The sequence below is a fragment of the Jiangella alkaliphila genome (assembly GCF_900105925.1).
In the GTDB taxonomy this organism is placed as follows: domain Bacteria; phylum Actinomycetota; class Actinomycetes; order Jiangellales; family Jiangellaceae; genus Jiangella; species Jiangella alkaliphila.
This window is the reverse complement of sequence record NZ_LT629791.1, coordinates 5501501-5515340: the sequence shown is the minus strand read 5'-3', so window position 1 is coordinate 5515340 and position 13840 is coordinate 5501501. Positions and strand designations below refer to the sequence as shown.

Here is a 13840-nt window from a genome sequence, read left to right as displayed (position 1 = left end):
GGCTCGTGTGACTGAAGATGCGTCTGTGTCGGATGTAGTGTGATCTCCATGGCGACCCGAACAGCCACGGCACGGTCGCGAAGCTCGTCGGGTACCCCCAAACGGCGTACCCCGGCTCGCGGTCGCAAGCGTCGCGCACCTGAGCCGCCCCCGCCGCCGCCGCCGGAGCCGAGTCTCGCCGCGCAGTTCTTCGGCGGCATCGGCCGGATGTTCGTCGGCATCTGGATGGGCATCGCGCACCTCGTCGGCGGCGTCACCCGCAGCGTCGGGCGCACGGCCACGAGCCTCGAGGCCGACCAGCGCCGCGACGGCGTCGGGCTGTTCCTCATCGGGACGGCGTTCATCGTCGCCGCGTCGGTCTGGTGGACGCTGGAGGGCCGCGTCTACGAGGCCGTCTACCAGGGCATCGCCGGCGCCATCGGCACGGGCGCGTACGTCGCGCCGGTGCTGCTGCTCATGGCGGCCTGGCGCACGCTGCGCCACCCCGCCCGCAACGGCCCCGGCGGCCGGCAGGTCATCGGCTGGGCCTGCCTCGCGCTGGGCACTCTGGGCCTGGCGCACGTCGCCGGCGGCATGCCGCGCCCGGTCGACGGGCAGATCGCCATGGAGCGGGCCGGCGGCGCCATCGGGTACGTCTCGTCGACCATCCTGGCCGACCTGCTGACGGTGTACGTGGCAGGCCCGCTGCTGGGGCTGCTGACGCTGTTCGGCGTACTGGTCATCACCGGCATCCCGCTGTACGAGGTCACGGCGCAGCTGCGGGCCGGCGCGCTGGTCGTGGGCGGCTGGCTGGGCTTCCGCCGTCCGCTCGCCGAGGGTGAGGACGGCGACGCGGGCGGCCGTCTCGCGCCGTCCGACGACGAGCCGTACGACTCGCCGGTGCTGCGCGACAAGCCCAAGCGCCGGCGCAAGCCCGACCCCGAACCCGACGACGACGCCGACACCGCGGAACTCGGCGGCCTCGGCGGCGAGGACGAGACGCCGACCGAGCCGGCCGTGGTCGCCCGCGAGCTGCGCAAGAAGAAGAAGGCCGCCGACGGCCCGGCCGAGGCGCCGCCGCACACGCCGATCCCGCAACGGGTCGAGCAGCTGGCGCTGTCCGGCGACATCACCTACACGCTGCCGAACAGCGACCTGCTCCGGCAGGGCAGCCCGCACAAGGCCAAGTCGGCCGCGTCCGACACGGTGGTCGAGTCGCTCATGGGCGTGTTCGACCAGTTCAACATCGACGCCGTCGTCACCGGCTACACCCGCGGCCCGACGGTCACCCGGTACGAGGTCGAACTGGGCACCGCGGTGAAGGTCGAGCGGGTCACCGCGCTGTCGAAGAACATCTCCTACGCCGTCGCCAGCGCCGAGGTGCGCATCCTGTCGCCCATCCCGGGCAAGTCGGCGATCGGCATCGAGATCCCGAACCTCGACAAGGAGATCGTCAGCCTCGGCGACGTCATGCGGTCGTCGGTGGCCCGCAAGGACCACCACCCGATGATCGCCGGGCTGGGCAAAGACGTCGAGGGCGGCTTCGTCGTCACGAACCTGGCGAAGATGCCGCACCTGCTGGTCGCCGGCGCCACCGGCTCCGGCAAGTCCAGCTTCATCAACTCGATGATCACGTCGGTGCTCATGCGGGCGACGCCCGACGAGGTCCGGCTGATCATGGTCGACCCCAAGCGGGTGGAGCTGTCCGCGTACGAGGGCATCCCGCACCTCATCACGCCGATCATCACCAACCCGAAGAAGGCGGCCGAGGCGCTGCAGTGGGTCGTGCGCGAGATGGACATGCGCTACGACGACCTCGCCAACTTCGGCTTCCGGCACGTCGACGACTTCAACAAGGCGGTCCGCTCGGGCAAGGTGAAGGCGCCCGAGGGCAGCGAGCGGGTGCTGACGCCGTATCCGTACCTGCTGGTCATCGTCGACGAGCTGGCCGACCTCATGATGATCGCCCCGCGCGACGTCGAGGACTCGGTCGTCCGCATCACCCAGCTAGCCCGCGCGGCCGGCATCCACCTGGTGCTGGCGACGCAGCGGCCGTCGGTCGACGTCGTCACCGGCCTGATCAAGGCCAACGTGCCGTCGCGGCTGGCGTTCGCGACGTCGTCGCTGGCCGACTCGCGGGTCATCCTGGACCAGCCGGGCGCGGAGAAGCTGGTCGGTCAGGGTGACGGCCTGTTCCTCCCGATGGGCGCGAGCAAGCCGATCCGCGTCCAGGGCGCTTGGGTCACCGAGTCCGAGATCGCTTCCGTCGTCGGCCACTGCAAGGAGCAGCTGGAGCCGACCTACCGCGAGGACGTCACGGCCCCCGCGGCGGCCAGGCGCGAGGTCGACGAGGACATCGGCGACGACCTCGACCTGCTCTGCCAGGCCGCCGAGCTGGTCGTCAACACGCAGTTCGGCTCGACGTCGATGCTGCAGCGCAAGCTGCGGGTCGGGTTCGCCAAGGCCGGCCGGCTGATGGACCTGATGGAGAGCCGCGGCATCGTCGGCCCGTCCGAGGGGTCGAAGGCGCGCGACGTGCTGATCAAGCCCGACGACCTCGACGAGGTGCTGGACGCGCTGCGCGGTGACTGAGCCGGCGCCCGTCCTGTCTCCCGTCCTTTCCGAGGACCGGCCGCGCGGCGACGTCCGCGCGGCCGTCCTGCTGCTGCACGGCGGCCAGTCCGAGAGCCGCGAGCCGGTGCGGGCCCGGCAGCCGTCGGTGCTGCGGCTGCGGCCGTTCGCCGGCGCGCTGCGGCGGGCCGGCGGTCCGCTCGGGCTGACGGTGTGGCGGCTGCGGTACGCGGTCCGCGGCTGGAACGGCGCCGAGGAGTCGCCGCTGGCCGACGCGCGGTCGGCGCTGGCGGCCGTGCGGGCGCGGGACCCGGACGTCCCCGTCGCACTGGTCGGCTACTCGATGGGCGGCCGGGCCGCTGTGCGGGTGGCCGGGGAGTCCGGCGCCGCGGACGCTGTCGTCGCCGTGGCCGCGCTGGCGCCGTGGCTGACACCGTCGGAGCCGCCGTCGCTGCTGGCCGGGAAGCACGTGCTGCTCATGCACGGCAGCGCCGACAAGGTCACCGACCCGCGGCAGACGGCGGCGCTGGCGGCCGGGCTGGACGGCGTCGCGGCGTCCTGCCGGTATGTCTCCGTAGCCGGCGACGGGCACGCGCTGCTGCGCCACCCGTTCGTCTGGCACCGCGAGGTGACCCGGTTCGTCCTGGCCCGGACGGGGCTGGCCGCCGGCTGATCAGGCCCGTCGGCGCCGTCCCGTGCCGCCGCGCTGGCCGGGGCGCGGGCCGTCGAGCGGCCGGTAGTTCACGCCCAGCGCGTCGAGCCGCTCCAGGTGCGCGGGCAACCGGCGCAGCAGGTCCGCCGCGTCGCGCCGCTCCGGCGCCGTCCACGCGACCTCGGCCAGCGCGCTGAGCCGCGGGAACGCCACGTACTCGACGGCGGCGGGCGTCGGCAGGTACTCGGTCCAGTGCTGTCCCTGGACGCCGAGCAGCCGGCCGGGCCCGTCGCCGGCGGCCGGCTCCCACGCGGCGACGTCCTCGACGGTGGTCAGGCCGCCGATGGCCAGCGGCTCGCCGGCGCCGCCGGACTGGTAGTGGTCGAAGTACGTCACGTCCTCCGGGCACATGACGACGTCGTGCCCGGCCGCCATCGCGGCGACGCCCTTCTCGGCGCCGCGCCAGGCCATCACGACGGTGTCGGCCGGCATGCCGCCGTCGTCGGCGACCTCGTCCCAGCCGACGACGCGCCGGCCGTGCTTCGTCACGTGCCCATGCAGGCGGCGCAGGAACCAGCTCTGCAGCTCGTCGACGCCGGACAGGCCCAGGTCGGCGGTGCGTTCGGCCGCGGCCGGGCTCTCACGCCACTCCGTCCGCGGGACCTCGTCGCCGCCGAGGTGCACCCAGGGGCCGGGAAACACGTCCAGCACGGTGTCGAGGACGTCGCGGGCGAACCCGAGCGCCTCCTCCGTCGGCGCCAGCACGTTCGTCGAGATGCCCCACGTGCGCCGGACCTCGACCGGCCGCCCGGTGTTGCCCAGCTCCGGGTAGGCGGCCAGCACGGACTGCACGTGGCCGGGCAGGTCGATCTCGGGCACGACGGTGACGGAGCGCGCCGCCGCGTAGGCGACGATCTCGCGCAGGTCGTCGAGCGAGTAGAAGCCGCCGTGCGGCGTGCCGTCGTACTCGTCGCTGTTCCGGCCGATGACGGTCTCGGCGCGCCAGGCGCCGACCTTGGTGAGCCGGGGGTGCGCCGGCACCTCGACCCGCCAGCCCTGGTCGTCGGTCAGGTGCAGGTGCACGACGTTGAGGCGGTGCAGCGCAGCGACGTCGATCAGCTTCAGCACGAACGCGACCGGCATGAAGTGCCGCGCGACGTCGAGGTGCACGCCGCGCCAGGCGAACCGGGGCGCGTCCTCGATGGCGCAGCACTCGAGCCGTACCGCGGCGTCGGCGACGGGGGCTCGGCGCAGCGCCGCGGGCGGCAGCAGCTGGCGCAACGTCTGGACGGCGCGGGCGAGCGCCTCGGCGGTCCCGCCCTCGAGCACCGCGCGCTCCGCCGTCACCGTCAGCCGGTAGCCCTCCGGGCTGTCCCGGACCGGGTCGCCGACGCGCAGGACGATCGTCGCCGCGGGGTCGGCGGCCGGGACGACCGGCGCGCGGACCCCGGCGCCGGCCAGCACGTCGTGCAGCACCCACGCCGACGGCAGCGCGTCGCCGTCGGCGCCGATCGTCGTGCCGGTGTCGACGGTGAAGGTCCCGGGGAGCGGTTCGTGGGCGAGGGGCAGCGGGATCAGCTCAGGCATGCGCGCCAACCTAGCCCGCGGTCCCGGCCGGTAGAGTGGCCGGCGACATGAGCAAACATTCCGTCGCGATCGTCACGCTGGGCTGCAGCCGCAACGAGGTCGACTCCGAGGAGCTGGCCGGCCGCCTCGACGCCGACGGCTTCGAGCTCGTCGACGACCCCGCCGCCGCCGAGACCGTCCTCGTCAACACCTGCGGCTTCGTCGAGCAGGCCAAGAAGGACTCCGTCGACTCGCTGCTGGCCGCGGCCGACCTCAAGGTCCCCGGTGGCACCAAGGCCGTCGTCGCCGTCGGCTGCATGGCCGAGCGGTACGGAGTTGGACTCGCTGACGAACTTCCAGAAGCCGACGCCGTCCTGGGCTTCGACGACTACGCGGCCATCGGCGAGCGGCTGCGCGGCATCCTGGGCGGCACCCAGCACGTCTCGCACGTGCCGCGCGACCGCCGCAAGCTGCTCCCCGTCACGCCGGTCGAGCGGCAGGCCGCCGCCTACGCGGCTCCCGACCTGCCGGCCGGCATGTCGCCCGCGTCCGGCCCGCGGTCGGTGCGGCGGCGGCTCGACGGCGGCCCGATGGCGCCGTTGAAGCTGGCCAGCGGCTGCGACCGCGCCTGCACGTTCTGCGCCATCCCGATGTTCCGCGGCTCGTTCCTGTCCCGCCGCCCGTCCGACGTGCTGGCCGACGCGCGCTGGCTGGCCGGGCAGGGCGTGCGCGAGCTGTTCCTCGTCAGCGAGAACTCGACGTCGTACGGCAAAGACCTCGGCGACCTCCGGCTGCTCGAGACGCTGCTGCCCGAGCTGGCCGCCGTCGACGGCATCGAGCGGGTGCGGGTGTCCTACCTGCAGCCGGCCGAGATGCGCCCGACCCTGGTCGACGCCATGCTGTCCACCCCCGGCGTGGTCCCGTACTTCGATCTCTCGTTCCAGCACGCCAGCACGCCGCTGCTGCGCCGGATGAAGCGGTTCGGCGGGACGGAGTCGTTCCTGGAGCTGATCGAGTCGGTGCGGTCGCGGGTGCCCTCGGCGGGCATCCGCTCCAACGTCATCGTCGGCTTCCCCGGCGAGACCGACGACGACGTCGCCGAGCTGGAGTCGTTCCTCAGCCAGGCCCGGCTCGACGTCGTCGGCGTGTTCGGCTACTCCGACGAGGACGGCACCGAGGCCGCGTCGTTCGACGGCAAGCTCGACCCCGACGAGGTCTCCGAGCGGGTCGAGCGGGTCGGCGACCTCGTCGAGGAACTGGTCGCCCAGCGCGCCGAGGACCGCGTCGGCGAGACGGTGTCCGTGCTGGTCGAGTCGGCCGGCGCGGACGGTGCGGTCGAGGGCCGGGCCGAGCACCAGGGCCCCGAGGTCGACGGCACGACGACTGTCTCCGGCGTCCGCGCCACCGTCGGCGACATCGTCACGGCGACCGTCACCGGCAGTGACGGCGCCGACCTGCTCGCCGTGCCCTAGCCTTGGGCCCGTGGCCGAACCGTCGACCCTCCCGCCCAGCCCGTGGAACATCGCCAACGCGCTGACCGTCCTGCGGGTCGTGCTGGTGCCGGTGTTCGGCTGGCTGCTGTTGCGCGAGGGCGGCGACGACGACGGGTCGCGCATCGCGGCGTTCGTCGCGTTCGGCGTGGCCATGCTGACCGACCAGATCGACGGCGAGCTGGCCCGCCGCCACGGCCTGGTCACCGACTTCGGCAAGATCGCCGACCCGATCGCCGACAAGGCGCTCACCGGCATGGCGTTCGTCGGCCTGTCGATCCTCGGCGAACTGCCCTGGTGGGTGACGGTGATCGTGCTGGTGCGCGAGTGGGGCATCACGGCCATGCGGTTCGCCGTCCTCCGGTACGGCGTCATGGCGGCCAACCGCGGCGGCAAGGTCAAGACGGCGCTGCAGACGCTGGCGCTCGGCCTCTACCTGCTGCCGCTACCCGGGTGGTTCGACCCGATCGAGGTGACGGTCATGGCGGTCGCCGTCATCGTCACCGTCGCGACGGGCGTCGACTACGTGCTGTCGGCCATCCGGCTGCGGCGCAGCGCCACGTCGTGAGCGAGCCGGACGTCGCCGAGGTCGTCCGCCGGTTGATCACGGCCGGGAGGTCGGTGGCGGTTGCGGAGTCGCTGACCGGCGGGCTGGTGTGCGCCGCGCTGACGTCGGTGCCCGGCTCGTCGGCGGTGGTCCGCGGTGGCGTCGTCGTCTACGCGACGGAGTTGAAGGCGACGCTCGCCGGGGTGCCGGAGGCGGTGCTGGCGGCGGACGGGCCGGTCGCGGCGTCGACCGCCGCGGCGATGGCCGACGGCGTACGGGTGCGGCTGGGGGCGTCCGTCGGCCTGGCGACGACCGGTGTGGCCGGGCCGGACCCGCAGGACGGCCACCCGCCCGGCACCGTCCACGTTGCGGTGGCGACGGGCGGCGGCGTGCGCGTCCGGTCGTTCACGGGGGAGTCGGCGCTGCCGGGCGACCGTGAGCAGGTGCGGGCGGCGACCGTCGGGGCCGTCCTCGCGCTGCTGTCCGAGGCCTGAGACGGCGTCCCGGCGGCCGGGAATCTCTGGGCGTGACGAGACGTTCCAGACTGCGAGATGAATTCTTCTGTGCACCCCGTCTTTCCCGGCGAGGCTGGAAACGCAAACGTACGAATCAGAAGGTACGGTGGACTCAAGCACAGTCGAGACGAATCGCGAGAGGGGTAGCCGATGGTTCTCATCAGACGGCTCGTCGGCGATGTCTTGAGGCGTCGCCGGATCGAGCAGGGCCGCACCCTTCGCGAGATCTCGGCTGCCGCACGCGTGAGCCTCGGGTACCTGTCCGAGGTCGAACGCGGCCGCAAGGAAGCGTCGTCCGAGCTGCTCGCAGCCATCTGCGAGGCACTGGATCTGCCGATGTCCGAGGTACTGCGCGAGGTCAGCGACGAGATGATGCGCGTCGAGGCGGCTGCGGTGGGTGCGCTCACCGAGCTGCGTCCCCGCGAGTCCGTCCGGCCCCGCGACGTCGTCAAGGTCGGCTGACGCTGCGGCCTGAGCCGACGTCCCGGCCGCGGCCTGCCCCGGAGTTCCGTGACGCCATGGCCCGCCTGGCGGGCGGTGTGGCGTTGCTCACTGTGCTCGACCCGGTCGGGCGCGACTGCGGCCTCACCGTGACCGCCGTCTCGTCGGTGTCGCTGGAGCCGCCGCTCGTGTTGGCCTGCGTCAAGAAGGACGGCTTCATCCACGACGCGCTGTTCGTCGCCGACGGGTGGTCGCTGTCGTTCCTGGCCGCCGGCCAGCTTGCCCTGTCCGACTACGGCGCCCGCGAGCGGCACCCCGGTGCCCGCGACGACTTCTCGCCCTGGCCGACCCGGCGTGCCGCCCGCGGCGAGCTGATCTTCACCGGCGCGGTCGCCGCCCTCGAATGCGTCCCCTACGACCTCGTCGACGCCGGCGACCACACCATCGCGCTCGGCCGCGTCGCCGCTGTCTCCCGCGACACCGCCGGCGCCGTCCCGCTGGTCCACGTCGACCGGCGCTACTACGAGCCCGGCCCCGAGGTCGGCTGATCTACCCTCGGGCTCAGCTGATCACGCTCGACGCCGTCGGGCCGGAACGGATCATGAACTTGTCGAGCGACTCGATCGGTTCGAAGCCGAGCGGCGCGTACACCCCGTGGGCGTCCAGCGTGGCGAGCATCCAGCGCTCGACGCCGGCCTGCTCCGGGTGCTCCAGCACTGCGGTGACCAGGACTCTCGCCAGCCCCTTGCCCCGATGCTCCGGCAGCACGAACACGTCGGCCAACCACGCGAACGTCGTCGCGTCGCTGACCACCCGGGCGAAGCCCGCCTGAGCCCCGTCCGGCGCGTAGAGGCCGACGCCGAAGGACCGGCGGACGGCCCGTTCGACCGTCTCGCGCGAGCGGTGCTTGCTCCAATATGTCGTGAGCAGGAACCCGATGATGACGTCGAGATCGAGCCGTTCCGGGTCGTCGTCGACCTCGTAGCCGGCGTGGGTCGCGAGGATCATCCGGCCAGGCTACCCAGCGCCGGCGTGCTTCGCCGAGGCGGACGCCGGCCGGGTCAGAGGGTCAGGGGCTCCGTCTCGAGGGGTTGACCTCAGCGCCAACTGTTGGCTCTCAAGTCAACACGCCAGAACGCGCCCCGACATTCAGCCGGTCGTGACGCGTCGAGGGGCTCGCCGAGCGCGATGGCGGGTGTACCGGTCCCCAGCGGAGGTCGAGGCCGCACGGGGTGACGTGGAAGCCGGCCGGGGTCAGAGGCTCCGAATCGGCGGGTTGACACCAGCGCCAACTGTTGGCTCTCAAGTCAACACGCCAGTGCGCGCTCGGACGCTCAGCCGGTCGCGACGCCCGCCGATCGCCGCCTCACACGCCGGCCAGCCGCGGCCCGGCGGCGGCGCCGACGTCGAGAGCGTCAGCGAGGGCGACGGCCGGGGGTGTGCCGGTCAACCGCGGAGGCGGAGGCCGCGCGGGGTGATGTGGAAGCCGGCCGCGGTGAGCGCCTCGCCGAGCGGCGTGGTGGTGACCTGTTCGCCGTCGGCGCGTTCGACCCGGAGGGCGCCGAGTGCGCCCTCGCGCACCGACAGCGCCAGTGCGTCGGCCGCGGCGCGCAGGTGGCCGGCGTCGTCAGTCCAGGAGAGCAGTGTGCGGCCGCCGCGCTCGACGTACAGCGAGAGGGCGCCGTCGATGAGCACGACCAGGGCGCCGGCCTTGCGGCCTGGCCGATGCCCGGCCGACCCGGACTCGCCGCGGTCGGGCCAGGGCAGCGCCGCGCCGTAGGGGTTGGCGGGGTCGGTGGCGGCCAGCACCAGGGCGCTCGTCGGCCGCGCGTCGTCGGGCTGGGCGAAGGTGCGGAGTCGGTCGACCGCGCCGGGCGTACCGAACTGGGCCGCGCCCAGGCCGGCGACGAAGTAGCCGCGGCGGGCCCGGCCGGTGTCCTCGAACGCCGACAGCACCCGGTAGGCCGCCGCGAACCCGCCGGGCAGCCGCTCGGCCTGAACGGCGCCGCGGGTGACGACGCCGTGACGGTCGAGCAGCGACTCGGCGGCGGCGTGCGCCCGGCGGGTGGTGTCGGTGTCGCGGTCGGGCAGCAGCGACCAGCGGCCGGCCGCCGCCGGGGGACCGGTGCGCGACGGCATCGCCGGGCGGCCGCGGGCATAGCGCGACCGCGGGCGCGAAGGCCGGGCCCGGTGCGCCGGCCGCCCGGTAAGCAGCGAGCGCATCGGCGCCAGCGTGTCGTTGGTGACCAGCCCGGCCCACACGAGATCCCACAGTGCCGTCGTCAGCGCGGCGTCCTCCGGCGGCGTCGTGACCCGACTCGCCACCGCGTCGCTGAGCTGCCGGAAGAAGTACGCCCCGCCGCCGGTCAGCGTCTCGACGACGGCCCGGTGCAGCTCGCCGTCGGCGTCGGCGAGATCGACGTCGGGCAGGGTCAGGTGAGCGGCGTCGGCCAGGTGCAGCGACACCCAGCCGTCGGACCCCGGCAGCGTGCCGTGCCCGGACCACACCACCTCGCCGGCCGCGGTCAGCTCGTCCAGCCAGGCCGGGGAATAGGCCGCGACCCGGGCCGGCAGCACCAGCGACTCCAGCGCACTCGCCGGCACAGCCGCCCCGCCGAGCTGCTCGACCACCCGCAGCACGCCGTCGGGACCGCGCAGCGCACTGCCCACCGACTGCCACGCCGGCAGGAACCGGCCCAGCGTCGCGGCGTCGACCGGCTCGGCCTCCTTGCGCAGCGCCGCCAGCGACCGGCGCCGCAGCAGCCGCAGTACCTCGGCGTCGCACCACTCAGTGCCGGAACTACCGGGCCGCAGCTCGCCCTCGACCACTCGCCCCTCGGCGGCCAGCCGGCGCAGCGTCGACACCACGACGGCGACCCCCAGCCCGAACCGCTCGGCAAGGTCGCCGGCGTGGAACGGGCCATGGGTGCGGGCGTACCGGGCCACGATGTCGCCGAGCGGGTCGGGCACCGGCGCGGTGAACGCGTCGTGCACCCCGCCGGGCAGCGCCACGCCGAGCGCGTCGCGCAGCCGGGCGGCGTCCTCGACGGCTGCCCAGACGTCCCGACCGGCGATGCGCACCCCGATGACCCGCCGCTGCCGCACCAGCTCGTCGAGGTGCCCGGCGGCGTCGGCCGGCTCAGCGGACCGGGCCGCCACCTCGTCGGTGGTCAGCGGGCCGAGCAGCCGGAGCAGGTCGGCGACCGCCTCGACATTCTGCGCGCGCCGCTCGGGGACCAGCCGCTGCAGCTCGGCCTCGGTGCGCTCGACCACCTCGAGGTCGAGCAGCTCGCGCAGCTCGGTCTGCCCGAGCAGCTCGGCCAGCAGCGCGGAGTCGAGCGTCAGCGCCTGGGCCCGCCGCTCGGCCAGCGGGGAGTCGCCCTCGTACATGAACGCCGCGACGTACCCGAACAGCAGCGACCGCGCGAACGGCGACGGCGTGGGCGTCTCGACCTCGACCACCTTGACCTGCCGGCCGGCGACGCGGCGCATGAGGTCGCGCAGGCCGTCGAGGTCGTAGACGTCCTGCAGGCACTCGCGCATGGTCTCGAGCAGCATGGGGAACGAGCCGTACTTCGACGCCACCTGCAGCAGCTGGGCCGACCGCTGCCGCTGCTGCCACAGCGGCGACCGGCGGTCGGGGGAGCGGCGGGGCAGCAGCAGCGCCCGCGCGGCGCACTCGCGGAACCGCGACGCGAACAACGCCGACGCGCCGACCTCGCCGGTGACGATGTCGTCGAGCTCGTCGGGGTCGAGCACGACCAGCCGGGCGTCGGGCGCCTCAGTGCCCGACAGCTCGTCCACACCATCCAGCGTGTCGGGGATGCGCAGCACGATGCCGTCGTCGGCGTGGGCGGCCTGGACGTCGACGCCGTACCGCTCGCGCAGCCGCGCTCCGATGGCCAGCGCCCACGGTGCGTGCACCCGCGCGCCGTATGGCGAGTGCACCACCAGCCGCCAGTCGCCGAGCTCGTCGCGGAACCGCTCGACCACCAGCGTGCGGTCGTCGGGCACGTGGCCGGTGGCCTGGCGCTGGTCGCGGATGTAGTCGACGAGGTTGTCGACGGCCCATTCGTCCAGCCCGGCGCTGGCGGCCCGCTCGCGCGCCTTCGGGTCGGGCAGCTTGTTGATCTCGCGGACGAAGCCGCCGACGGCCGCGCCCAGCTCGGCCGGCCGGCCCAGCGTGTCGCCGTGCCAGAACGGCAGCTTGCCCGGGTGCCCGGGCGCGGGGAAGACCATGACGCGGTCGTGCGTGATGTCCTCGATGCGCCAGCTGGTGGCGCCGAGCGCGAACACGTCGCCGACCCGCGACTCGTACACCATCTCCTCGTCCAGCTCGCCGACCCGCGCGCCGCCGCGCCGGGGGTCGGAGCCGACCAGGAAGACGCCGAACAGGCCGCGGTCGGGGATGGTGCCGCCGCTGGTGACGGCGAGTCGCTGGGCGCCCGGCCGGCCCCTGAGCACCCCGCCGGTGCGGTCCCAGACCAGCCGCGGCCGCAGCTCGGCGAACTCGTCGGACGGGTAGCGCCCGGCCAGCATGTCGAGCACGGCGTCGTAGGACGACTGCGGCAGCGTGGCGAACGGGTGCGCCCGCCGGACGAGTGTGAGGAGCTCGTCGACCGGCCAGTCGTCCATGGCCACCATGGCGACGACCTGCTGCGCGAGCACGTCGAGCGGGTTGCGCGGGACGTTCAGCTGCTCGATCTGTCCCGACACCATGCGCTCGGCGACGACGGCGGTCTGCACGAGGTCGCCGCGGTACTTCGGGAACAGCACGCCGCTGGACACCGCGCCGACCTGGTGACCGGCCCGGCCGACCCGCTGCAGCCCGCTGGCCACCGACGGCGGCGACTCGACCTGCACGACGAGGTCGACCGCGCCCATGTCGATGCCCAGCTCGAGGCTGCTGGTGGCGACGACGGCGGGCAGCCGGCCGGACTTGAGGTCGTCCTCGATGAGCGCCCGCTGCTCCTTGCTGACCGAGCCGTGGTGGGCCCGCGCGATGGTCGCCGCCGCGCCGTGCGACGACCCCGCCTGCGCCATCAGCGACGCCGGCGGCGGGTGGTTGGTGGCCGGCTTCTCCTCGGGCGGACGGTCATCGGCCCGCTCGGCGGCGATCTCGTTCAGCCGCGCCGTCAGCCGCTCGGCCAGCCGCCGCGAGTTGGCGAACACGATGGTGGACTGGTGCCGTTCGACGAGGTCGACGACGCGCTGCTCGACGTGCGGCCAGATGGACGCCGTACCGCTGCCGCCGTCGCCGTCGTCGAACCCGACCGGGGCCGGGACCGGCGGGGCCGCCGCGTCGAGCTCGTCGAGGTCGGGCACCGGGACGACGACCTGGAGGTCCCACCGCTTCTCGCTGGGCGGCGCGACGACCTCGACCGGGCGGCCGCCGCCGAGGAACCGGGCCACCTCCTCGATGGGCCGCACCGTCGCGGACAGCCCGATGCGCTGCGCCGGCTGCTCGAGCAGCGCGTCGAGCCGCTCCAGCGACAACGCCAGGTGCGCGCCGCGCTTGCCGCCGGCGACCGCGTGCACCTCGTCGACCACGACGGTCTCGACGTGCCGCAGCGCCTCGCGCGCCTGCGACGTGAGCAGCAGGAACAGCGACTCGGGCGTGGTGATGAGGATGTCGGGCGGGTGCTTGGCGAACCGGCGGCGCTCGTCGGCCGGGGTGTCGCCGGTGCGGACGCCGACGCTGATGCCGGGCGCGGCCAGACCCAGCCGGCTCGCGGCGTGCCCGATGCCGGCCAGCGGCGAGCGCAGGTTGCGCTCGACGTCGACCGTCAGCGCCTTCAGCGGCGAGACGTAGAGGACCCGGCAGCGGTGCGTAGGGTCGTCGGGCTCGGGCTCGGCCGCCAGCCGGTCGAGCGCCCAGAGGAACGCCGCCAGCGTCTTGCCCGACCCCGTCGGCGCCACCACCAGCGCGTTGTTCCCCGCCGAGACCGAACGCCAGGCGCCCTCCTGCGCCGCCGTGGGCGCGGCGAACGACCCGGCGAACCACGCACGCGTGGCCGGGCCGAACAGCTCGAGGACGTCACCCATGGACCCATCATCGCTCGCGCCACCGACAAGGTCC

General features: G+C 74.1%; 9 protein-coding genes and 1 pseudogene. 7 read left to right on the top strand and 3 right to left on the bottom strand.

Annotated elements, in window-relative coordinates; all coding sequences use genetic code 11:
• Nucleotides 1–48 precede the first annotated feature (48 nt).
• Nucleotides 49–2571: an FtsK/SpoIIIE family DNA translocase gene (locus BLV05_RS25185; RefSeq protein WP_082155063.1), complete on the top strand. Its 2523-nt coding sequence runs from the start codon at nucleotides 49–51 to the stop codon at nucleotides 2569–2571.
• A complete protein-coding gene (locus BLV05_RS25180) occupies nucleotides 2564–3223 on the top strand; it encodes an alpha/beta hydrolase (RefSeq protein WP_197683309.1) in 660 nt (219 codons plus the stop codon). Before BLV05_RS25185 ends, BLV05_RS25180 begins: the two co-directional genes overlap by 8 nt.
• On the opposite strand, the gene BLV05_RS25175 is transcribed toward BLV05_RS25180, so the two are convergent.
• Nucleotides 3224–4789, bottom strand: coding sequence for a beta-N-acetylhexosaminidase (locus BLV05_RS25175; RefSeq protein ID WP_046767627.1), 1566 nt, complete (start codon nucleotides 4787–4789; stop codon nucleotides 3224–3226).
• A 47-nt stretch (nucleotides 4790–4836) separates the two neighbouring features.
• Between BLV05_RS25175 and rimO the strand changes: the two genes are divergently transcribed.
• The 5 genes and pseudogenes from rimO (at nucleotide 4837) to BLV05_RS25150 (ending at nucleotide 8309) form a co-directional block, all read left to right on the top strand.
• Nucleotides 4837–6240, top strand: coding sequence for a 30S ribosomal protein S12 methylthiotransferase RimO (gene rimO / locus BLV05_RS25170; RefSeq protein ID WP_046767736.1), 1404 nt, complete (start codon nucleotides 4837–4839; stop codon nucleotides 6238–6240).
• A gap of 10 nt (nucleotides 6241–6250) precedes the next feature.
• Nucleotides 6251–6826: a CDP-diacylglycerol--glycerol-3-phosphate 3-phosphatidyltransferase gene (gene pgsA / locus BLV05_RS25165; RefSeq protein ID WP_046767628.1), complete on the top strand. Its 576-nt coding sequence runs from the start codon at nucleotides 6251–6253 to the stop codon at nucleotides 6824–6826.
• Entirely contained in the window at nucleotides 6823–7299 is a 477-nt protein-coding gene (locus BLV05_RS25160) for a CinA family protein (protein WP_046767629.1), read from the top strand. The genes pgsA and BLV05_RS25160 overlap by 4 nt, the downstream gene beginning before the upstream one ends.
• Nucleotides 7300–7470: 171 nt before the next feature.
• Nucleotides 7471–7758 (top strand): annotated as a pseudogene (locus tag BLV05_RS25155) (helix-turn-helix domain-containing protein); the annotation flags it as partial.
• Between the two features lie 80 nt (nucleotides 7759–7838).
• On the top strand, nucleotides 7839–8309 hold the full coding sequence (locus BLV05_RS25150; RefSeq protein WP_052762258.1) for a flavin reductase family protein: 471 nt from the start codon (nucleotides 7839–7841) through the stop codon (nucleotides 8307–8309).
• Between the two features lie 13 nt (nucleotides 8310–8322).
• Here BLV05_RS25150 and BLV05_RS25145 read toward each other — a convergent pair whose 3' ends face one another.
• Nucleotides 8323–8769, bottom strand: a complete 447-nt coding sequence (locus BLV05_RS25145) for a GNAT family N-acetyltransferase (RefSeq protein WP_046767631.1) — start codon at nucleotides 8767–8769, stop codon at nucleotides 8323–8325.
• 438 nt (nucleotides 8770–9207) lie between these two features.
• Nucleotides 9208–13806, bottom strand: a complete 4599-nt coding sequence (locus tag BLV05_RS25140) for an ATP-dependent helicase (RefSeq protein WP_046767632.1) — start codon at nucleotides 13804–13806, stop codon at nucleotides 9208–9210.
• Between the last annotated feature and the right edge of the window lie 34 nt (nucleotides 13807–13840).